General features: G+C 68.0%; 20 protein-coding genes. 6 read left to right on the top strand and 14 right to left on the bottom strand.

The genetic code is table 11. The annotated features are described in order from the left end of the window. Positions 1 to 51 precede the first annotated feature (51 nt). The 4 genes from paaN to VSR71_RS27730 all read left to right on the top strand — a co-directional run bounded on the left by paaN (position 52) and on the right by VSR71_RS27730 (position 5,364). A complete protein-coding gene (paaN, locus tag VSR71_RS27745; protein WP_342916974.1) occupies positions 52 to 1,716 on the top strand; it encodes a phenylacetic acid degradation protein PaaN in 1,665 nt (554 codons plus the stop codon). A gap of 73 nt (positions 1,717 to 1,789) precedes the next feature. Continuing rightward, a complete protein-coding gene (paaK, locus tag VSR71_RS27740) occupies positions 1,790 to 3,139 on the top strand; it encodes a phenylacetate--CoA ligase PaaK (protein WP_342916973.1) in 1,350 nt (449 codons plus the stop codon). A gap of 255 nt (positions 3,140 to 3,394) precedes the next feature. Then, positions 3,395 to 3,703 carry a DUF485 domain-containing protein gene (locus VSR71_RS27735; RefSeq protein WP_342916972.1) on the top strand — a complete coding sequence of 103 codons (309 nt, stop codon included), beginning with the start codon at positions 3,395 to 3,397 and terminating at the stop codon, positions 3,701 to 3,703. After that, positions 3,700 to 5,364: a cation acetate symporter gene (locus VSR71_RS27730; RefSeq protein ID WP_342916971.1), complete on the top strand. Its 1,665-nt coding sequence runs from the start codon at positions 3,700 to 3,702 to the stop codon at positions 5,362 to 5,364. The genes VSR71_RS27735 and VSR71_RS27730 overlap by 4 nt, the downstream gene beginning before the upstream one ends. Positions 5,365 to 5,380: 16 nt before the next feature. Here the strand turns inward: VSR71_RS27730 and fusA are convergent, their stop codons facing one another. Further along, positions 5,381 to 7,444 (bottom strand): elongation factor G, encoded by a 2,064-nt coding sequence (gene fusA, locus VSR71_RS27725; RefSeq protein WP_342916970.1) that lies wholly within the window; start codon positions 7,442 to 7,444, stop codon positions 5,381 to 5,383. A gap of 202 nt (positions 7,445 to 7,646) precedes the next feature. Beyond that, a complete protein-coding gene (locus tag VSR71_RS27720; RefSeq protein WP_342916969.1) occupies positions 7,647 to 8,552 on the bottom strand; it encodes an oxidoreductase in 906 nt (301 codons plus the stop codon). A gap of 191 nt (positions 8,553 to 8,743) precedes the next feature. Between VSR71_RS27720 and gcvA the strand changes: the two genes are divergently transcribed. After that, on the top strand, positions 8,744 to 9,640 hold the full coding sequence (gene gcvA / locus VSR71_RS27715; RefSeq protein ID WP_342916968.1) for a transcriptional regulator GcvA: 897 nt from the start codon (positions 8,744 to 8,746) through the stop codon (positions 9,638 to 9,640). 16 nt (positions 9,641 to 9,656) lie between these two features. Here the strand turns inward: gcvA and VSR71_RS27710 are convergent, their stop codons facing one another. The 12 genes from VSR71_RS27710 to tauA form a co-directional block, all read right to left on the bottom strand. Further along, on the bottom strand, positions 9,657 to 10,337 hold the full coding sequence (locus tag VSR71_RS27710) for a nitroreductase (protein ID WP_342916967.1): 681 nt from the start codon (positions 10,335 to 10,337) through the stop codon (positions 9,657 to 9,659). Then, complete coding sequence (locus VSR71_RS27705) at positions 10,334 to 11,566, bottom strand: CoA transferase (RefSeq protein WP_342916966.1); 1,233 nt, start codon at positions 11,564 to 11,566, stop codon at positions 10,334 to 10,336. The genes VSR71_RS27710 and VSR71_RS27705 overlap by 4 nt, the downstream gene beginning before the upstream one ends. 1 nt (position 11,567) lies before the next feature. Next, positions 11,568 to 12,011 (bottom strand): PaaI family thioesterase, encoded by a 444-nt coding sequence (locus VSR71_RS27700; protein ID WP_342916965.1) that lies wholly within the window; start codon positions 12,009 to 12,011, stop codon positions 11,568 to 11,570. Then, positions 12,008 to 12,991 carry a tripartite tricarboxylate transporter substrate binding protein gene (locus VSR71_RS27695; RefSeq protein ID WP_342916964.1) on the bottom strand — a complete coding sequence of 328 codons (984 nt, stop codon included), beginning with the start codon at positions 12,989 to 12,991 and terminating at the stop codon, positions 12,008 to 12,010. Before VSR71_RS27695 ends, VSR71_RS27700 begins: the two co-directional genes overlap by 4 nt. Positions 12,992 to 13,023: 32 nt before the next feature. Continuing rightward, a complete protein-coding gene (locus VSR71_RS27690) occupies positions 13,024 to 13,827 on the bottom strand; it encodes an enoyl-CoA hydratase/isomerase family protein (RefSeq protein ID WP_342916963.1) in 804 nt (267 codons plus the stop codon). A gap of 10 nt (positions 13,828 to 13,837) precedes the next feature. Next, positions 13,838 to 14,602, bottom strand: a complete 765-nt coding sequence (locus VSR71_RS27685; protein WP_342916962.1) for an SDR family NAD(P)-dependent oxidoreductase — start codon at positions 14,600 to 14,602, stop codon at positions 13,838 to 13,840. A 1-nt stretch (position 14,603) separates the two neighbouring features. After that, positions 14,604 to 15,749 (bottom strand): thiolase family protein, encoded by a 1,146-nt coding sequence (locus tag VSR71_RS27680; protein ID WP_342916961.1) that lies wholly within the window; start codon positions 15,747 to 15,749, stop codon positions 14,604 to 14,606. A 36-nt stretch (positions 15,750 to 15,785) separates the two neighbouring features. After that, entirely contained in the window at positions 15,786 to 16,139 is a 354-nt protein-coding gene (locus tag VSR71_RS27675) for an OB-fold domain-containing protein (RefSeq protein ID WP_342916960.1), read from the bottom strand. A gap of 185 nt (positions 16,140 to 16,324) precedes the next feature. After that, the gene (locus tag VSR71_RS27670) at positions 16,325 to 17,254 is read right to left on the bottom strand and encodes a LysR family transcriptional regulator (RefSeq protein ID WP_342916959.1); all 930 of its coding nucleotides are present in this window, start codon (positions 17,252 to 17,254) and stop codon (positions 16,325 to 16,327) included. Positions 17,255 to 17,958: 704 nt separating this feature from the next. After that, entirely contained in the window at positions 17,959 to 18,831 is an 873-nt protein-coding gene (locus tag VSR71_RS27665; RefSeq protein WP_342916958.1) for an ABC transporter permease subunit, read from the bottom strand. 10 nt (positions 18,832 to 18,841) lie between these two features. Next, on the bottom strand, positions 18,842 to 19,618 hold the full coding sequence (locus tag VSR71_RS27660; RefSeq protein WP_029044916.1) for a taurine ABC transporter ATP-binding protein: 777 nt from the start codon (positions 19,616 to 19,618) through the stop codon (positions 18,842 to 18,844). Between the two features lie 41 nt (positions 19,619 to 19,659). Continuing rightward, positions 19,660 to 20,658 (bottom strand): taurine ABC transporter substrate-binding protein, encoded by a 999-nt coding sequence (gene tauA / locus VSR71_RS27655; RefSeq protein WP_342916957.1) that lies wholly within the window; start codon positions 20,656 to 20,658, stop codon positions 19,660 to 19,662. A 305-nt stretch (positions 20,659 to 20,963) separates the two neighbouring features. Here tauA and VSR71_RS27650 point away from each other — a divergent pair, with 305 nt between their 5' ends. Beyond that, positions 20,964 to 21,734 (top strand): SDR family NAD(P)-dependent oxidoreductase, encoded by a 771-nt coding sequence (locus VSR71_RS27650; RefSeq protein ID WP_342916956.1) that lies wholly within the window; start codon positions 20,964 to 20,966, stop codon positions 21,732 to 21,734. The last annotated feature ends 8 nt before the right edge of the window (positions 21,735 to 21,742 follow it).

Here is a 21,742-nt window from a genome sequence, read left to right as displayed (position 1 = left end):
GTTTCCTGCCATCCCATACACCCAGATTCAATCCCGCCCCCGGAGCAAGCCGTGTCCCATCCGTTTTTTGAACGCCACCAGGCGCTGCTGGAACAAGCCACTCAAGCCATCGCCACGCGCGGCTACTGGAGCCCGTTCGCTGAAATGCCGAGCCCCAAGGTCTATGGCGAGTCTGCCAATACCGACGGCAAGGCCGCATTCGAGGCCCGCCTGAACCAGCCGTTCGCGCTGCCGCAGCCTGGTACCGTCGGCCAGGCCGGCAAGGAAGTCTCGCCGTACGGCCCGGAACTGGGCATCACTTACCCCAAGCCTGACCTCGACCAGCTCTTCGCTGGCATGGCCAAGGGCATGCCAGCATGGCGCAAGGCCGGACCGGAAGCATGGGTGGGTGTATCGCTGGAAATCCTGCAGCGCCTGAACCGCCGCAGCTTCGAGATCGCCTACGCCGTCATGCACACCACCGGCCAGGCCTTCATGATGGCCTTCCAGGCCGGCGGCCCGCACGCGCAGGACCGCGGCCTGGAGGCCGTGGCCTACGCGTGGGACGAACTGCGCCGCGTCCCCAAGCAGGCCACGTGGGAGAAGCCGCAAGGCAAGAACGAGCCGCTGCGCATGGAGAAGCGCTACACCGTGGTGCCGCGTGGCGTGGGCCTGGTGATCGGCTGCTGCACGTTCCCGACGTGGAACGGCTATCCCGGCCTGTTCGCGAGCCTGGCGACCGGCAATGCGGTGGTGGTCAAGCCGCACCCGGGCGCGATCCTGCCGCTGGCGATCACCGTCGAGGTGGCGCGTGAAGTGCTGGAAGAAGCCGGCTTCGACCCGAATATCGTCACGCTGGTGGCCAACGACCCGAGCGAGCGCATGGCGTCGAAGCTGGCACTGCGCCCGGAAGTGCGCCTGATCGACTTCACCGGCAGCAGCGCCAACGGCGACTGGCTGGAGCGCAACGCGCACCAGGCGCAGGTGTACACGGAGAAGGCCGGCGTCAACCAGATCGTCATTGACTCCACCGCCGACTTCAAGGGCATGGTGCGCAATATCGCCTTCTCGCTGTCGCTGTACTCGGGCCAGATGTGCACGGCGCCGCAGAACATCTATGTGCCGAAGGACGGCATCGATACGCCGGAAGGGCGCATCGGCTTCGACCAGGTCGCGGCGGCGATCGGCGAGGCCGTCGGCAAGCTGACCGGCGATCCGGCCAAGGCGGTGGAACTGATCGGTGCGATCCAGAACGAGGGCGTGGTGGAACGGATCGAAGCGTCGCGCGCGCTGGGCGAGATCGTTGCCGACAGCCGCGTGCTGGCCCATCCCGAATTTCCGGAGGCGCGCATCCGCACGCCGCTGGTGCTGAAGGTCGATGCCAGCGACGAGGCGAAGATCATGCAGGAACTGTTTGGCCCGATCTCCTTCGTCGTGGCGACCGACAGCACCGCGCACAGCATCGAACTGGCGCACCGCGGCGCGAAGACGCACGGCGCGCTGACGCTGTCGGCCTACACCACCGATGCCGGCGTGACCGAAAGCATCCGCGATGCCGCGGAAGACGCGGGCGTGGCGCTGTCGCTTAACCTGACCGGCGGCGTGTTCGTCAACCAGTCGGCCGCGTTCAGCGATTTCCACGCCACCGGTGCTAACCCGGCGGCCAATGCATCGCTGTCCGATGCGGCCTTCGTCGCCAATCGCTTCCGCGTGGTCCAGAGCCGCTCGCATATCTGATCGCAAGGCTTGCAGTACCCCGGCGCCGGCCCCCCCTCGCACGCGGCGCCATCATAACGAGATGGAGTAGACAATGGTGCAACGCAACCCCAACCCCAATGAGCTGGAGCCGATCGAGCGCGCCAGCCGCGACGAACTGCAGGCGCTGCAACTGCAACGGCTCAAATGGAGCGTGCGCCATGCCTACGACAACGTGCCGCATTACCGCAAGGCGTTTGCCGCGGCCGGCGTGCATCCGGACGATTTGCAGTCGCTGTCCGACCTGTCGAAATTCCCGTTCCTGACCAAGCAGGACCTGCGCGACAACTATCCGTTCGGCATGTTCGCGGTGCCGCGCGAGCAGGTGGCGCGCGTGCATGCGTCGAGCGGCACCACGGGCAAGCCGACCGTGGTCGGCTATACGGCGAAGGACATCGACACCTGGGCAAGCGTGGTGGCGCGATCAATCCGCGCCGCGGGGGGACGCGCCGGCGATCTCGTCCATGTCAGCTATGGCTACGGGCTGTTCACCGGCGGGCTGGGCGCGCACTACGGCGCCGAGAAGGCCGGCTGCACGGTGATCCCGATGTCGGGCGGACAGACCGAGAAACAGGTGCAGCTGATCCGCGAGTTCCAGCCCAACATCATCATGGTGACGCCGTCGTACATGCTGAACCTGATCGAGGAGATGGAGCGCCAGGGGATGGATCCGTCGGAAAGCTCGCTGAAGGTCGGCATCTTCGGCGCGGAGCCCTGGACCGACGCAATGCGCGCGGAGATCGAGGCGCGCGCCGGCATCGACGCGGTGGACATCTACGGCCTGTCCGAGGTGATGGGGCCCGGCGTGGCTTGCGAATGCATCGAGAGCAAGGACGGCCCGGTGATCTGGGAAGACCATTTCTATGCCGAGATCATCGACCCGGTGACCGGCGAGGTGTTGCCCGACGGTTCCGAGGGGGAACTGGTGTTCACCTCGCTGACCAAGGAAGCGCTGCCGGTGATCCGCTATCGCACGCGCGACCTGACGCGTCTGCTGCCGCCGACTTCGCGTTCGATGCGCCGCATCGGCAAGATCACCGGACGGTCGGACGACATGCTGATCATCCGTGGCGTCAACGTGTTCCCGTCGCAGATCGAGGAACTGATCCTGAAGGCGCCGGCGCTGGCGCCGCAGTACCAGCTGGTGGTGACGCGCGACGGGCACCTCGACAAGCTGGAGGTGCGGGTCGAGGCGCGGCCGGAACAGTCCGCGTCGCTGTCGGCGGACGACCGGGCGGCGCTGGAGCGGGATCTGAAGGACCAGATCAAGACCTATGTCGGCGTGACCACGCGGGTGCAGGTGGTGGCCGCCGAGGGGATCGAGCGCACCACGGTTGGCAAGGCGCGGCGTGTGCTGGACATGCGGCCGAAGATCACGCACGAACAGCCGGTCGGGGCGATCTGACACCTCTGCTTTTCACCCACACCCCTCGCAAACGCTCCCCTCTCCCGCTTGCGGGAGAGGGGTGGGGGAGAGGGCCGGAGTATCCACGAAGTGCAGCCGCATCGCACTTGCCACACGCCGGCCCTCACCCCCGGCCCCTCTCCCGCGAGCGGGAGAGGGGAGCAAACCGGCGTCTTTTAAGACGTAACGAACGAAACCCAACCGATGGCAGCCACAAAGAGCCGCCACACCACCCCCTGCGCCAAAGGAGACACCATGGACGCGCGACAACTGGAAGCCATCCAGAATCACCCCGACTTTATCCGCCTGATCCACGGACGCACGCGCCTGGGCTGGTCGCTGACGCTGATCATGCTGGCGGTCTATTTCGGCTTCATCCTGCTGCTGGCGTTCTCGCCCGCCACGCTCGGCACGCCGATCGCCGGGGGCGTCATGACGGTCGGCATCCCCGTAGGCGTCGCGGTGATCGTCGCCGCCGTGCTGCTGACCGCCATCTACGTCCACCGCGCCAACCGCGACCTGGACCCGCTCAACGAACGCGTGCGCAAGGAGTGCGAAGCATGAAGCCGGTACACCGTTTCCTCGGCGCCACCCTGTGCGGGCTGGCAGCCACCGCCGCCACGGCGGCCCCCGCGATCCAGGGCGAAGCCGCGCAGCGGCCGCTGAACTGGAGCGCCATCGTGATGTTCCTGCTGTTCGTGCTGTTCACGCTCGGCATTACCCGCTGGGCCGCGCGGCGCACGCGTTCGGCGTCGGATTTCTATGCGGCCGGCGGCGGCCTCACCGGCTTCCAGAACGGCCTGGCGATCGCCGGCGACATGGTGTCGGCCGCGTCCTTCCTCGGCATCTCGGCCATGATGTTCGACAAGGGCTACGACGGCCTGATCTACGCGCTCGGCGTGGTGGCCGGATGGCCGATCATCCTGTTCATCGTCGCCGAACGCCTGCGCAACCTGGGCCGCTACACCTTTGCCGACGTGGTGTCATACCGCCTCTCGCAGAAGCCGGTGCGCATCACCGCGGCCTGCGGGACGCTGACCGTGGTCATCATGTACCTGGTCGCGCAGATGGTCGGCGCCGGCAAGCTGATCGAGCTGCTGTTCGGCACCAGCTATGAATCGGCGGTGGTCGTCGTCGGCGCGCTGATGGTGCTGTACGTGATGTTCGGCGGCATGCTGGCGACGACCTGGGTGCAGATCATCAAGGCGGTGCTGCTGCTCGGCGGCGTGACCTTCATGGCGGTGATGGTGCTGGCCTATTTCGGCTTCAGCCCCGAAGCGATGTTCGCCAGCGCAGCCAAGGTGCACGACAAGGGCGCCGCGATCCTGTCGCCGGGCGGGCTGGTGTCCAACCCGATCGATGCGATTTCGCTGGGCGTCGGCATGATGTTCGGCACCGCCGGCCTGCCGCACATCCTGATGCGCTTCTTCACCGTGGCCGATGCCAAAGAGGCGCGCAAGTCCGTGCTCTACGCCACCGGTTTCATCGGCTACTTCTACGTGCTGATCCTGGTGGTGGGCTTCGGGGCGATCGTGATGGTGGGCGCCGATCCGGCCTATCGCGACGCGGCGGGCAAGCTGATCGGCGGCAGCAACATGGTGGCCGTGCACCTGTCCCATGTGATCGGCGGCGACCTGTTCCTCGGCTTTATCTCGGCGGTGGCGTTCGCGACCATCCTGGCGGTGGTGGCGGGGCTGGCGTTGTCGGGCGCGTCGGCGGTGTCGCATGACCTCTACGCCAATGTGTTCCGCCGCGGACAGGCCAGCGAGAAGGACGAGATCCGCGTGTCGAAGATCGCCACGCTGGCGATCGGCCTGCTGGCGATGGTGCTCGGCGTGATGTTCGAGAAGCAGAACATCGCCTTCCTGTCCGGGCTGGTGCTGGCGATCGCCGCGTCGGTCAACTTCCCGGTGCTGTTCCTGTCGATGTTCTGGAAGGGGCTGACCACGCGCGGCGCGGTGGCGGGCAGCCTCGCGGGGCTGGTGTCGGCGGTGGTGCTGCTGGTGCTGGGCCCGACCGTGTGGGTGGGGATCCTCAAGCACCAGCAGGCGATCTTCCCGTATGCCAACCCGGCGCTGTTCTCGATGACGCTGGCTTTCGCCGCCGGATGGCTGGTCTCGGTGCTGGACCGCTCGGCGCAGGCGAGCGCCGAACGCCAGCGCTACGGCGCGCAGTTCGTGCGCGCCATGACCGGCATCGGCGCGGCCGGCGCCAGTCAGCACTGAGCCAGCATTGAGCAGGTCAGTCGGTGTCCTGCTGCGCCTTGTGGCGGGACGCCATCTTCTCCTGCTGGCCCGGCGGCACGTTGTCGTAATGGCTGAACTGGATGGTGTAGCTGCCGTGGCCGCCGGTCATGCTGTTCAGCCGTGACTGGTAGTCGTTCAGCTCCGACAGCGGCACCTGCCCGGCAACGATCACGCTGTTGCCGGCACCGGTGCGGGTGCCATGCACCTGGCCGCGCTTGGCGGACAGGTCGCCGATGACGTCGCCCATCGCGGTGCCCGGCACCGTGACCTCGATCTCTACGATCGGCTCCAGCACGCTGGGGCGTGCCTTCATCACCGCGTCGATAAACGCCTTGCGTCCGGCGGTGGCGAACGCCACTTCCTTGGAATCGACCGGATGGCTCTTGCCGTCGTATACGGTCACGCGCACGTCCTGCATCGAAAAGCCGGCCAGCGGTCCGCTTTCCAGCACCTGGCGGATGCCTTTTTCCACCGCCGGGATGAACTGCCCGGGGATCGCGCCGCCCTTGACCGCATCGATAAACTCGAAGCCCTCGCCGCGCGGCAGCGGCTCCACGCGCAGCATCACTTCGCCGAACTGTCCGGCGCCGCCGGTCTGCTTCTTGTGGCGGTGGTGGCCCTCGGCCTTGCCGGCAATGGTTTCGCGATACGCGATCTTCGGCGGCCGCGTGGCGACTTCCAGCTTGTACTGCTCGGTCAGCCGCTCCAGCGCGCAGCGCAGGTGGAACTCGCCCAGTCCGAATACCACGGTCTCGTTGGTGCCGGCGGGATGCTCGACGCGCAGGCAGGGGTCTTCGGCGCTGAGCTTGTGCAGCACCTCGGCCAGCCGCTGCTCGTTGCCGCGCCGCGCCGGCTCGATCGCCAGGCCGTAGATCGGCGTGGGAAACTCCAGCGGCGTCAGGTGGATGTCGCCATCCTCGGTGGCGTCGTGCAGCACGGCGTCGAAGCCTAGTTCATCGACCTTGGCCACCGCGCAGATATTGCCCGGGCCGGCGCGCTGCACTTCCTGCGTCTCCTTGCCCTGCAGTAGCAGCAGGTGCGCCACCTTGAACGGCTGGCGGCCCTCGCCGATATAGAGCTGGCTGTCGCGCGTGACCGTGCCCTGGTGGATGCGGAACACCGCCAGCTTGCCGACATAGGGATCGATCACCACCTTGAACACATGGGCCAGCACGTGCTTGTCCGGCACCGGCTCGGCGCGCACCGCCTTGCGCTTTTCAGTGCCCTCGGCGTCCTGGCCGGTGGCGCGGTAGAACAGCGGCGGGTTGCCTTCGGTGGGATTGGGAAGCAGCCGCACGAAGACATCGAGCAGCTCCTCGACGCCCGCGCCGGTGGCGGCGGAGGTAAAGCAGATCGGCACCAGGTGGCCCTCGCGCAGCGCGCGCTCGAACGGGGCGTGCAGCTGCTCGGGCGTGATGGCCTCGCCCTGTTCCAGGTACAGCTCCATCAGCTCGGGATCGATCTCGATCACCTGGTCGATCAGTGCTTCATGCGCCGACGCCACCGATAAAAAATCCGACTCGCCGGCCGGATTGAAGAAGCAGTCCACCACCTTGCCGCCGTTGCCGGCCGGCAGGTTGATTGGCAAGCACTCCTTGCCGAACGCCTCCTGGATCTCGGTGAGCAGCCCCGGCAGGTCGACCTTCTCGCCGTCGATGCCGTTGATGACGATCATCCGGCACAGTTGCCGCGACTGCGCCCAGGCCATGGCGCGGCGCGTGGTCATCTCGATTCCGGTCTCCGCATTGATGACGATGGCCGCGGTCTCGACCGCCGCCAGCGCACTGATCGCAAGGCCGGAAAAATCGGGATACCCCGGTGTATCGAGCAGGTAGATGCGCGTGTCGCGGAAGTCGACGTGGGTGATGGCGGAACTGAGCGAGCGCTTGTACTTGCGCTCCAGCGGATCGCTGTCGCTGACCGTCGAGCCGCGCTCCACGCTGCCCGGGGTGTGCAGCGCACCTCCCTTGTGCAGCAGCGCTTCGACCAGCGAGGTCTTGCCGCTTCCCGCATGCCCGAGCAGGGCAACGGTGCGGATGGCATCGGGACTGTCGTGCATGGTGGCTCTCTCGTCCGGCAATGGCTGTCAGGGCATTATTGGCGAAATTTGCCGGAAACGACATATGCCAGTGTCGGCATCGTGACAAAGCCTGATACGGGCAGGGGTGCGAAGTGGTGCGGCCGGCGCTTGGCCGGCCGACGCGACTCGCTTTACGCCTGGCTGCAGCGCAGCAATACGCGTACTGCTGCGCTGCAACAGATCAGGCGTGCGCCTCGGCGTGGTCGGTCGATACCGCCACCGCATGCCATGCGGCCAGTTCGCTTTCCACCTTGCGGTTCTTCTCGGCGATGCGAGCCACCGTATCGGAGCCCAGCGGCAGCCGCACCGGCGGGTTGTCGCTGTCGGCAAGGGCAAGCAACGCCACAGCCAGCTTGGCGGGATCGCCGGGCTGCTGGTGGTTCGCTGATGCCATGTGGCCGCGCATCGCGCCGACGGTTTCGGCGTATTCGGCGATTTCGGTGCCGACGCGGACCAGTGAGCTGGCATCGAGGAAGTCGGTGCGGAAGAAGCCCGGCTCGACCACGGTGGCGCGCACGCCCAGCGGTGCCAGCTCGGCGTCGAGCGCTTCAGTCAGTCCTTCCACGGCGAACTTGGTGGCGCCGTAGACGCCCCAGCCGGGATAGGCCGCGTAGCCGCCGATCGACGAGATATTGACGATGTGGCCGCTGCGCTGGCGGCGCATCTGCGGCAGCACCGCGCGCGTCACGTTCAGCACGCCGAAGACGTTGGTGGCGAACTGCTGCTCGACTTCGCGCGCCGACGCTTCCTCCACCGCGCCCAGCAGGCCGTAGCCGGCATTGTTGACCAGCACGTCGATGCGGCCAAAGCGGGCCACGGCGGCCTCGGCGGCGGCGATCGCCTGCGCTTCGCTGGTGACGTCGAGCGCTACGGCGAGCAGGTTGTCGTGCGCGCCCACGGCGTCGGTGATCGTTTCGGGGCGGCGCGCGGTGGCGACCACACGGTCGCCGCGGGCCAGCGCGGCACGGGTCAGTTCCATGCCGAAGCCGCGCGAGGCGCCGGTGATGAGCCAGACCTTGCCGGCGGCATTGGTGGCGTTGCTGGCGTTGGCGGCGGTGTTGGCAGCGATGGTGGTGTTGGCGGACATGGTGAATCTCCTTTGGCGTAGTGCTCGGTTTGACTGCGATGTCTGATGGCGGGGGCCACGGAGACAAATTTAGGCGCGCACGGTCCGCAACACTAGGCTGTGCAATCGAGTTTCAAAGACAACCAGAAGTTGTCAATAAAGGGCCGCGGTGTCGATTGAGCAATTCTCAACCGTGTGGCAGACTCGCCGGCATGGACAAACTGCCTCCCCTGAACGCCCTGCGCGCCTTTGAAGCGGCCGCCCGGCACCTGAGCATCACCACCGCCGCGGAAGAGCTGCACGTGACGCCGGGCGCCGTCAGCCGCCAGATCCGCTCGCTGGAAGAAGGCCTCGGCGTGCAGCTGCTGCATCGCGGCCACCGGCAGATCTCCCTGACCCGTACCGGCGAGGATTACTACCGCGCCGTGACCCGGGCCATGGACGACCTGCGGGAGGCGACGCGGCGGCTCAGCAAGCGGGCCCGGCGCAAGCAGCTCAAGGTGCGCGCCTACACCACCTTCGCCATGCGCTGGCTGATCCCGCGGCTGTCCAGCTTCCATGCGGCCAATCCCGGTATCGAGGTGCTGTTGACCGCGTCGCTGGACCCGGTCGATTTCCGCAAGGAAGACATCGACGGTGCGATCCGCCTCGGCGACGGCAAGTGGAGCGGCGTGAATACCTACCGGCTGGTGTCCAACATCCTGGTGCCGGTCTGCAGCCCCGGCGTTGCCGCCGGCAACCCGAAGGTGAAGAAGCCTGCCGACCTGCAGCACCAGACGCTGCTGCATTCGATCGCGCGTCCGGACGACTGGGCGCACTGGCTGAAGGCTGCGCGCGCCGACGCGCAGGTCGATGCGCGCAGCGGCATGACCTTCCAGAGCTCCGCCATGGCATACGCGGCGGCAATGGAAGGGCAGGGCTTCGCCATCGCCCAGCGCTTCCTGGTCGCGGCCGACCTGGAGGCGGGGCGGCTGGCCGCGCCATTCCGCCAGACCGTAGACATGGGCGATTTCACCTACTACCTGCTGACGCCGGCGGACCGCAAGGAAAGCGCCAGCATGGCGGTGTTCCGCGAGTGGCTGCTCGCGCAGTGCGAGACGCAAAGCTAGACGCTGCGCGCTCCGCTCACCATCCGGCGAAGCGGGCAAATGCCTCCACCGGCTCGCGCGCGGTGCGCAGCCGGTTGGCCGGCTCGGCCGGATCGGCGTAGCCGAGCGACATGCCGCACACCAGGATTTCGCGGTCGGGAATGGCAAGCTGCGAGCGGATGACCTGGTGGTAGCGCGCGAACGCCTGCTGCGCGCAGGTTTCCACGGCGTGCCCCAGCGCCGCGATCATCACCGCATGCAGGAACATGCCGAGGTCCAACCACGCCGCCTGTCCCTGCCCGCGCTCGATGGTGAAGAACAGCCCCACCGGCGCGCCGAAGAACGCGTAGTTGCGCGCATACTGCCGCGCCATGCCGGCGGCGTCGCCGCGCGCGATGCCGAGCAGGCCGTAGAGCGCCTTGCCCAGCGTGCGGCGGCGCGCCAGGTAGGGCTCGCGCCAGGCGGGCGGATAGTAGACGTATTCCTCGCGATGGCCGTCGCCGCCGCTGTCGTGCAGCGCCAGCAGGGCAGCGCTGAGCCGGTCTCGCACGGCGCCGGCGCAGGCATGGACCCGCCAAGGCTGCGTGTTCGACGCGCTCGGGCTGCGCGCCGCGTCGGCCAGGATCGCCGCCACGGTGTCGCGCGGCACCGGCGTATCGAGAAAGCCGCGCACGCTGCGGCGGGCGTGCAGCGCGGCGATGATGTCGGCGCGGTTCATGATGCCGATGCCGCAAGCGGTGCCTCGACGGCATCGGCACAATGGATCGCGCCGCGCGCCTGCAAGGCGGCGATCTGTGCCGCACTGAAGCCAAGCTCCACGAGCACCGCCTGCGTGTGCTGCCCGCACGCCGGCGCCGGCCGCGCCGGCAGCGCGTTTTCCTGGGCGCTGTTGATCGGGAATCCGGGCATGCGGATCTCGCCCAGCGTCTCGTGCGGGATGCGCTGCACCATGCGGTTGGCCGCCACCTGCGGGTGCGCCATCAGGTCTTCATAGGTGGCGACGCGTGCGCACAGGATATCGGCGTCCTGCAGCACCGCCAGCCACGCGTCCGTGGAGCGGGTCACGAACGCTCCGGTCAGTGCCTCGACCATTGCCCCGCGGTTGGCCACGCGCAGCGGCGAAGTGGCGAAGCGCGGGTCGTCGGCGAGCGCCGGCAGGCCCAGCACGTCGCACAGCCGGCGCCAGCGCTCGGGCATGTAGGCGGCGACCATGATCCATCCGTCCGCGGTGCGGAAGGCCTGGTTGGGCGCCGAGTAGGGGGCGGCGCTGCCCGCGCGTTCCGGCAGCTGCCCGTCGGCGCAATAGCTGGTGAGCGACGATTGCTGCAGCGCCAGCGCGGCGTTGAGCAGGCTGACGTCGAGATGCCCGCCCTGGCCGTCGCGCGCGCGTTGCGCCAGCTTGCCCAGGATGCCGACGCAGGCGACGTAACCGGTCATCACGTCGACCACCGGCGCCTGCACCTTGCACGGCTCGCCGTCGGGCAGGCCGATCAGGCTCATCAGCCCGGAATCGGCCTGGATGATGCCGTCGACACCGGCGCGGCCGGCATACGGGCCGTCCTGGCCATAGGCGGAGATCGAGCAGTAGACCAGCGACGGGTTCAGCGCCGACAGCTCGGCATGGCCCAGCCCGAGCCGCTCCATCACGCCGGGGCGCATGCTTTCCACCAGGATGTCGGCTTCCGTCACCATCCGGCGCGCCACCGCGAGCCCCTCGGGGGACTTCAGGTCCAGCGCCACGCCCAGCTTGTTGCGGTTGAAGCCATGGAACAGGGCGCTGTCGTCGCCCAGCCAGCCGGGGCCGAGCCCGCGGCCCAGTTCGCCGCCGGGCGGCTCCACCTTGATAACCCTGGCGCCCATGTCGGCCAGCAGCATGGTGCAGGTCGGACCGGCGCCGATCTGGGTGAAGTCGATGACGGTCAGGCCGTCCAGTGCGTCACGCAGCATGTCAGCTCTCCGGAAGGATGCGGGATCGTTTGAACGTGCCCTGCGCGGTGGCGACCAGCACGCCGGCATCGGTGGCCAGTTCGGCCGAGGCAAAGTACAGGCTCTTGCCGGCGCGGCTCACCGTGGCGGTGGCGCGCAGCCGGCCTGCGCTGGCCTTGCTGAGGTAGCTGATGGCCAGCATCACCGTCACCGCGTGGCCGAGGGCGCCGTCGGGGCCGGTCGGCAGGCCGGCGTAGCCGCACGCGGCGTCGAGCAGCGTGGCGATCACGCCGCCCTGCACGCTGCCCTGCCGGTTCAGGTGGCGCGGCTCGATGTCGAGCTCAAAGGTGCAGCGGCCGTCGCCGACGCTGGCCAGGCGGATGCCAAGGTAGTCCAGCAGCGGGTTGTCGGTGGGCGGCAGCATGGCGCGATCGACGAGATCGACGAGGGCGGCGGGCGCGTTCACAGCGCCACCTTGATGTTGTTGTCCTGGATCACGCGCTGCCAGCGCGACATTTCCTTGCCGATATACGCCTTCAGTTCGTCCGGTGTGGAGGCTTGCGGCTCGAAGCCCTGCTTTGCCAGTTGCCCGGCAACGTCGGGCGACTTCAGCGCAGCCACCAGCGCGGCGTTGACCTTGTCGACCACGGCCTTGGGCGTGCGTGCCGGCGCCAGCAGGCTGTACCAGAGCTCCGCGTCGTAGCCGACGATGCCGGCTTCGGCAAAGGTCGGCAGGTCGGGCATCAGCGCGCTGCGCTTCTTGCCGGCGATGCCGAGCGCGCGCAGCTTGCCGGCGCGCACGAACTGGATCGACGAAGCAAAGGTGGCGAACGAGATCTGCACCTGGCCGCCCATCAGGTCGGCGATCGACGGGCCGGTGCCGCGGTAGGGCACGTGCAGCAGTTCGGTCTTGTTCAGCTTGGCAAAGACTTCGCCGGCCAGGTGCTGCGGCGTGCCGGGCCCCGGGCTGCTGTAGCTGAGCTTGCCCGGGTTGGCGCGGGTGTACTGGATGAACTCCTGCAGCGTGCGGAAAGGCTGGTCGGGATTGGCAACCAGCATGATCGGTACCGACGCGATGCGCCCGACCGGCTCGAAGTCGCGCTCGACCTGGAACGGGACCTTCATGCCGAGGAACGGGTTCATCGTGATCTGGCTCGACGCGATCACCAGCGTGTAGCCGTCCGGCGCGGCATGCGCGACGTAGTCGGCGCCCAGGTTGCCGCCGGCGCCGGGCTTGTTCTCGATGACGATGGTCTGGCCCAGCAACTGGCCCATCTTGGGCGCGATGGCGCGTGCCAGGATGTCGTTGCCGCCGCCCGGCGCGAACGGCACGACCAGCGTGATCGGTTTCTGCGTGGGGTAGGGTGCCTGTGCTGCCGCGCCCAGCGCGGTGGCCGCCAGCACGCCGGCCATTGCCGCGCGCATGATTCGAAGGATTCCTGCCATGGTTGTCTCCTGCGTGGTTCTTGTCGGGCCGCTCAGCGGCCTGTGTAGTGGGGCTGGCGCTTCTCGGCGAAGGCCTGGCGGCCTTCAACGCGGTCGGCGGTGTCGCGCAGCACGCCCCAGTAGAGTTCGGTAAGCTGCTGCGCGTCGGCCTCGCTGAGGTGGCTGGTCTGGCGCGACAGCTTCTTGACCGCCTGCACCGCCAGCGGCGCGTTGTTGGCGATACGCGCGGCCAGCGCCAGCGCGCGGTCGAGCAGGGCGTCGGGCGCCATGGTCTCGGTGACCAGGCCGATGCGCGCGGCGTGCGCGGCATCGATCCGTTCGCCGGTCAGCACCATCTGCATCGCATGCGCCGCGGGCACGGCCCTGAGCAGCCGGTGCAGGCCGGACACCGCCGGAATCGAGCCGACCGCCACTTCGGGCAGGCCAAAGGTCGCCTGCGTCGACGCGATCCGCAAGTCGCACTGCAGCGCGATCTCCAGCCCCGCGCCGAGGCAGTGTCCGTTGACCGCCGCGACCAGCGGCTTGGCGAGGCCGAGGTCGCTCAGGTCCATCAGCCGGATATAGAGCCCCAGGTCCGCGGCCTGCTCCGGCGCGCGGAACAGCGCCTCGGGGTAGGTGGCGGCAGAGGTGCGCGTGCCTTTCAGGTCCGCCCCGGCGCAGAAGGCGCGCGTGCCGGCGCCGGTCAGCACCGCGACGCGCAGGTCGTCGCGGTCGCGCACCTCGGCCAGGTGCGCGCGCAGTTCGCGCAGCGTGGTCACGTCGAGCGCATTGAGCGCGCCGGGCCGGTCGATGGTCAGCACCGCGACCGCGCCTTCGATATGGCGTTGGATGGTCATGATGGCCTCCTTACACGCTGGGCGACGACAGGCTGCGCCCGCCGCAGACGTAGAGCGTCTGGCCGGTCACGTACGACGACTGCGGGTCGAGGAAGAAGCTGACCGCATTGGCGATATCGTCGGCGGTGCCGATACGCTGCACCGGCACCGATTTCTGCAACCGTGCCTGCACCTCCGGCGCAAAGCCGCGGAACAGCGGCGTATCGACAATGCCGGGCGCGACCGCGTTGACGGTGATGCCCTTGCCGGCGAACTCGATTGCCAGCGAGCGCGTCAGGCTGACCACGCCGCCCTTGGCTGCCGAGTAGTTGGCCTGCCCGAAGCCGCCCAGCCAGGCCCGCGACGAGATATTGACCACGCGCCCGTAGCCGCGCTCGACCATGCCGGGCAGCGCCGCGCGGCAGCACAGGAACTGCGAGCGCAGGTTGGTATCGATGACCAGGTCCCAGTCGTCGTCGGTCATTTTCAGGAAGCGCATGTCGCGCACGGCCCCCGCGTTGTTGACCAGGTAGTCGACGCGGCCGGCGCGTGCCGACACCTGCGCAAAGGCGTCGTTGACCGCGGCGGAATCGGTCAGGTCGGCGGTGGCGCCGAAGGCATTCAGCCCTCCGGCGGCCAGCGTGCCGACGGCCTCGTCGAGCGCCCCGCCATCGCGGTCCAGCAGCGCCACGGTCAGTCCTTGCCGCGCCAGTTGCGTGGCGATACCCAGGCCGATGCCGCGCGCGGCGCCCGTGACCACGGCCACATGCGTGGGATCGAATCGTTGCGTACTCATCTCAGACTCCCAGCAGGTGGACGGAAGACGCGGCGTGGTCGACGCCCGCGATGCCGCCGCCGGTGCATTGCGTCAGGCCGACGCGGGCGTTGTCGACCTGGCGCTCGCCGGCGCGCCCTTGCAGGTGCCACAGGATCTCCACCATCTGCGCCACGCCAGTGGCGCCGAGCGGGTGGCCCTTGGCCAGCAGGCCGCCGCTGGGGTTGACCGGCACGCGGCCGCCCAGCCGGGTCGCGCCGGACTTCAGCAGCGACACCGCTTCGCCCGGTTCGGCCAGGCCCAGCGCTTCGTAGTAGAGCAGTTCGGCAATGGTGAAGGCGTCGTGCAGCTCGACCACGTCGACGTCCTGCGGCCCCAGCCCGGCCTGTTCATAGGCCTGGCGCGCGGCACGCGCGGTGATCTCGGCATCGAGGATGTCGTCGTCCGCCTCTTCGCGCAGGCCGGACACCACCACCGACGACAGCACCTTGACCGGACGCGCCTGCGCCGGGCGGCGCGTGCTCAGCACCACCGCGGCGGCGCCATCGACCTGCGACGGGCAGCACTGCAGCAGCGTCAGCGGGTCGGCGATCATGCGCGAGCCGAGCACTTCCTCCACGGTGGTGGCCTTGCGCTGCTGCGCATACGGGTTGAGCGAGCCGTTGTAGCGGTTCTTGACCGCCACTTCCGCCAGGTCGGCCGGCGCAGCGTCGCGCTCGTGCAGGAAGCGCGTGCCGCGCATCGCATACACCGCGGGCAGCACCATGCCGGCGCGGGCATAGAGTTCCGTCTTGTGGTCGTTGCGCTGCAGCGGGATGGTGCCGCCCCCAAGCGCGGTGAGCTGCTCGATGCCGAACACCAGCACGGTGTCATACTGCCCGGCCAGCAGCGCGTGCCGCGCCAGGTGCACGCCGGTGGCGCCGCTGGCGCAGGCGTTCTCGATGTTGTAGACCGGGATGCCCTTCAGCCCCAGGTCGCGCACGATCAGCTGGCCCAGGATCATGCCGCCCAGCACATTGGCGCAATACACCGCCTGGATGCGGCTGGCCGGCACGTCGGCGTCGGCCAGCGCCTTGAGGATGGCCTGTTGCGCCAGTTCCGGCGCCAGCACGCCGGGGTGGCGGCCGAACGGCGTCATCGCGCCGCCATGGATGTAGATGTCCTGCATGTTGCGTTCCCTTTCCTTCTGCGTACTTTCGATCGGTCAGGCCGTGACGGCCTCGAAGACATAGCCGAACTCGGCGTCCGGGCGCGCTTCATAGCGGTCGCCGATCGCCGGGCGCGCCTTGCCCTGCAGGCGCCCGAAGATGCGCACCGGGCCGACGAAGTCGACATAGCCAAGGGCGTACGGCGGCTGGCCGGTCTTGGGGGCGGGATGGATCACGGTGAAGCTGTAGACCACGCCGGCGCCGCGGATGGCGACCGGGTCATGCTCGGCGGCGAGCGGCGAATCGGCCGGCACGGCCGGGAAGATCCATTCGCCGGTGGCGCGGTGGCGCGAGGCGATCAGGTGGGGAAGGGGGTCCGCACTCCAGAGCGGATAGGCTTGGTCTGACACGGCAGTCTCCTGTGTTGGTGGGCCTTGGCGTAATGGTTGTCGCTGGCGGCGCGCGCGACAAACGACATTTCCGGTGCCGTCGCTTGAGAAAAAGTCAAGCGTAAGGTCAGGCAAGGCTTCAGGCGAAGCGTGTTGGCGGGAAGCCGGCGTGGGGCTCGGGGTGGCCTGTCTCGCGCTTGACCGGGTCAGGCCACCAGGCCGACCAGCCGCGACAGCGATTGCTCCGCGCCGCGGCCCGCTTCCACCACGAAGTCGATAAAGCGCCGGACCCGCACCGGCATCTGGCTGCGGTGCGGGTAGTACATGTACAGGCCGACATTGCTGCTGCTGAATCCGGTCAGGATCGGCTTGAGCCGGCCGCTGACGAGGTCGGCGTGGATCATGTAGGCGGACAGCTGGCCGATGCCCATGCCGGCACGCACGGCCTCGACCTCGGTCTCCACGTCGTTGAAGCTGGCGACGGCGGGCACCTCCTGGTAGACCAGCGCGCCGTCGACCTGCAGCTCCCACGGCACCATGCGCCCGGTCGCCGGGCGGCGGAAGCCGGTGCACTGGTGCTGCAGCAGTTCGTCCAGCGTGGCGGGCTCGCCGTGCCGCGCGAGGTAATCGGGCGCGGCGCAGATGACCAGCGGCAGATCGCACAGCCGGCGCGCGACCAGATTCTGGCCGGGGCTGGTGCCGGCGCGGAAGCCGATATCGATGCGGGATTCGACCAGGTCGGTGAAGAGGTCGCTCAGCACCACGTCGAAGGTGATGCCCGGATGCAACTCGCGGAAGGCGCGCACCAGCGGCACCAGCACGCGGCTGCCGATCGACGGCGGCGCGGTCAGGCGGATCAGGCCGTCGTCGTCGCTCCTGCTGCTGCGCACCTGCTCCAGCGCCTCATCCAGCTGGCGCATGCCCGGCGCGGCTAGCTCGAACAGGCGCGCGCCTTCGGTGGTGAGGCTGAGCTTGCGCGTGGTCCGGTGCAGCAGGCGCACGCCGAGGTCGTCTTCCAGCGTGCGCACCGCCTTGCTGACGGCTTGCGGCGTCACGCCGGCTTCCACCGCGGCACGCTGGAAACTGCCGGCACGCACCACGCCGATGAAGAGGGTCAGCACACGGGCCTTGTCCATGACTGGCAACTGGCGGTTGGGAATGTGCCGATGATAGTGCGGAACCGGCCTTGCTGGTTCGAAAAGGCGGGATTTCGAACAAGTGACGGGGCCGGGCTGGCTTGCATAGCATTGGGGACTCGACAGGGACCACCACCCTGAGAGGGGCAGTCGCTGGCATACCGTGGCGCAGGACTTCGTGGAGGCTCTGGCCCTCTCCCCCGGCCCCTCTCCCGCAAGCGGGAGAGGGGAGCAAACAAGCGGGACGGCTGAGCGCCTGGGCGCCCGGGCTCATCGCCGATAGCGCCGATAGCGCCGATAGCGCCGAGCGAGCGCAGCGACGCGTTCCGAGCCAGTGCCGCCGACCTGAGATACTGCCGGCGCGCAGCGCAGCCGCAGGCGTTCCTACGTTGACGCCAGCAGCAGGGGCCACCCACAGCTCTGGGCTCGTTCAAACATCACGTCAATCCAGAGCCACCGTAGCGCACCAAGGCGTCAGGCAGTCCCGCCCTGCAACGAAGCAAAGCCCCGTACGAAAACCCCGGCACACTACGATAAGAGTGGCCGCCCGCAGGGCCGTAAACGCGCTTTTTGGTGACTTTTTGTCGCTCGGACAAAAAGTTACCCGCCCTTCAGGGCGGAACCGGGCATAAAAACAACTACCAGATCCCAGCCGCAGGCAAGAAACCAGCGGGCACCAAGACAGCAGCCCGCCAAAAAAAGCCTTACATCCTCCCCTTCCAAGGCACCATCCACTTCGCCATCTTCCTCATCAGCAAATCAAACACATAAGCAATCAACCCGATCAGCACGATCCCCATGATCACCACATCAGTCCGCAGGAAGTTGGAAGCATTCAGCACCATCTGCCCCAGCCCGGCGGTCGCGGCCACCATCTCGGCGGCCACCAGCGTGGTCCATCCGAAGCCGATCGCAATGCGCATGCCGGTCAGGATGTCGGGTAGCGCGGCGGGCAGCACCACGTGCCGCACCACCTGCCACGGCGTGGCGCCCATCGAATAGGCCGCGTTGATCTGCTCGATCGTGACCGAGCGCACGCCTGCCTGCGCCGACATCGCCAGCGGCGCAAAGCACGCCAGGAAGATCAGCAGCACCTTCGAGGTCTCGTCGATGCCGAACCAGATCACGATCAGCGGCAGGTAGGCCAGCGGCGGCAGCGGGCGATAGAACTCGATGGGCGGATCGAAGATGCCGCGCGCGATGCGCGACACGCCCATCAGCACGCCGATCGGCACCGCCGTGACCACCGCCAGCCCGAACGCGCCGAACACGCGCACCATGCTCGCGGTGAAATGCTCGGTCAGCGGCTGGCCGCCTTGCAGGTTGCCCTGCCAGCCATCGATGAAGGCGGTGACGATCGACTCCGGCGTGGGCAGGAACAGTGGCGGAAGCCAGCGCAGGTGGCTGGCGACCCACCACAGCACGAGCAGGCCCACCACGGTCACGGTGGAGATGCGCGAGCTGGAGCCTTCGCCGGGCAGGCGGTAGCCCGAGACGGCTTTCATCGGCTTGCTGGCAGGCGCGGCGGCAGGCGCTGCGCGCGGCGCGGGTTCGATGCGTTGAACGGAAGCGGGCATCTTGAATTCCTCAGGCGGTGGCATGGATCAGGTCGACGATCTCTTCGCGGTAGCGGATGAATTCCGGGTCGGACTTGACCTGGCGGGCATCGCCGCACTCGATGAAGCGGCGCGCGAAGGGCAGTTCATAGGTATGCGCGATGCGGCCCGGCGACGGCGTCATCACGATCAGCCGCGTCGCCAGGAACAGCGCCTCTTCCACGCTGTGGGTGATGAAGAACACAATCTTCTGCTCCTTCGCCCACAGCCTGAGGATCAGCGCCTGGATCGACTCGCGCGTCAGCGCATCGAGCGCGCCCAGCGGCTCGTCCATCAGCATCACGGCGGGGTCGCAGGCCAGCGCGCGCGCGATTCCCACGCGCTGCTGCATGCCGCCGGAAAGCTGGTAGACGGGCTTGGCGGCCGCCGCTTCCAGCCCCACCGCGGCCAGCTTTTCGCGCGCGATGCGCAGGCGTTCGGCACGCGGCACGCCGCGCAGGCGCAGGCCCAGCGCCACGTTGTCGGCCACGCTCAGCCACGGCATCAGCGCATGCTTCTGGAACACCACGCCGCGCTCGGCACCGGGCCCGCGCACCGCCTTGCCGTTCAGCCGGATCTCGCCTTCCGAGGGCTCCATGAAGCCGGCAATGCACGACAGCAGCGTGGTCTTGCCGCAGCCGGAGGCGCCCAGCGCGACCACGAAATCGCCGCGCTCCATGGTGAGATTGACCTGCGACAGGGCCAGCGTGCGTGCGCCGCCGGCGGCGCCGTAGTTCACGCTGAGGTTATCGATTTCAAGTTTGTTCATGACGATTTCCGCTGCTCTTGCCGTTCCACACACATCGCGCGTTACCGCAGCGCTCGTTTGGCCCATTCCGCATTGACGCCCTTGCCGTAGTCCGGCAACACCGTCTGGATCGTCCCTTGCTCCTTCAGGAACTGCGCCGCCGACTGCAGCGCGCGCGCCGCGCCGCCGCCGAGCCAGCGCTCCGAGACCTGTTCTTCCAGTGTCGGGAAGGCATACAGCGCCATGCTGGCGGGCACCGTCTCGGCCTTGGCGCCGGAGACCTTGGCCACCGCCTTGACCATCGGAGAATCGGGGGTCCATGACGCCTTGTTCTTGCGGTAGTTGTCATCCGCGGCAGCCAGCACGCGCACCAGCTTGACCATGAATTCCGGGTTTTCCCGCGCGAATTTCTTGTTGGCGATCATCCCGTCGAAGGTGGCCTTGCCGGTATCGGCGGCGATCTGGCCGGAGGTTGTCAGCACCGTGCCCGACTGCTTGAGCTTGGCCAGGACCGGGTCCCAGATAAAGGTCGCGTCGATGTCGCCTCGCTCCCATGCGGCTGCGACCTCGGGCGGGCGCATGTTGACGATGCGCACGTCCTTGGGATTGACCTTGGCGCGTTCCAGCGCGACCAGCGTGTGATAGTGCGTGGTCGACACGAACGGCACGCCCACGCGCTTGCCTTTCAGATCCGCGATGCTGGCGATCTTGCTGCCATTGCGCGCGACCATGGCCTCGGCCGCGTTGATGTCGTCCAGGATCCAGAACAGCTCCACGTCGAGCCCTTGCGACAGCGCCGAGGCGATCGGCGAAGTGCCTGCCTCGCCGATGGCGATCTGGCCCGACGCCATCGCACGGATCACGTCGCCGCCGCCGCCGAACTGGCGGAACGAAACCTTGTAGCCGGTCTGCTTCTCCAGCTCCTTCATGTCTTGCGCATAACGCCAGGGCACCACCATGTCCTGGTAAGCAATCACTACATCCTTGCTTTGCGCGTGGGCGGCTGGCACCAGTGCTGTTGCCAGGGCGAAATACGTCGCAAGTCGCTTGATCCACCGCATGGTTCTGCTCCTCGAAAGGAATGGGTTGAAGGTCTCGGCTTTATAGGTGAGCGCCGATCCGGCGCTATAGGACCAGTTGGCCGGATTCGCTGGGACCAGCCCCGCCGCGGGGCTGGAAATGGCGACAGGCCGGGCGGAGCGGTGGCACGGGCAAGCGTCAATCATGGAAATCCTTAGCTTCAGAAAGTGGGCCCGGAAGTGCGCCGGCGCGCATCCAAACTCATCGGTTCCGACGACGAGCGCCGTGCCGTGACGGGTCAACAATGTCCGGTCGAGGCAGCGACCCACCATCCGAGGAGACAGACATGAGCAAGCACCCCTTCGACCTGGCAGGAAAAGTGGCCCTGGTGACCGGCGGCAACGGCGGCATCGGGCTGGGCATTGCCGAGGGCCTGGCCGCGGCCGGCGCGGATATCGCCATCTGGGGCACCAACGCGGACAAGAATGCCGCCGCCGCCGACCGGCTGGCGCAGCATGGCCGCCGGGTGCACACCGAGGTGTGCGACGTGGGCGACGAGCAGGCGGTCGATGCTGCGATGCAGCGCACGGTGGCGGCGCTGGGGCGGATCGACGGCTGCTTCGCCAACGCCGGCATCGGCGGCAACAAGGGGCCGTTCGATGCGATGACGGCGGAGGTGTGGCGCAAGACCATGCGCGTCAACCTGGACGGCGCCTTTTTCACGCTGCGCGCCGCGGTGCGGCAAATGCTGGTGCAGGGCGAGGGCGGCGTGCTGTGCAGCACCGCGTCGGTCGCGGCCATCGAAGGGGCGCCGCGCACCGAGCACTATGCCGCCACCAAGGGCGGCGTGATCTCGATGATGCGCGGCCTGGCCGTCGAATATGCGCGCAAGGGCATCCGCGCGCATTCGATCCTGCCAGGGTGGATCAAGACCGAGATGACCGGCGCCGCGCAGGCCAGCGATGCCTTCCAGGAGATGGTGCACAAGCGCGTGCCGATGCGCCGCTGGGGCGAGGGCAGCGATTTCGCGGGCATTGCGGTCTACCTGATGAGCCCGGCGTCGGCCTACCACACCGGCGACACCTTCGTCATCGACGGCGGCTACACCCTGTTCTAAGCGTTGAT

Source organism: Cupriavidus oxalaticus, from assembly GCF_038900635.1.
Lineage (GTDB): Bacteria > Pseudomonadota > Gammaproteobacteria > Burkholderiales > Burkholderiaceae > Cupriavidus > Cupriavidus oxalaticus_B.
This window is presented reverse-complemented; position numbering and strand designations above follow the sequence as displayed.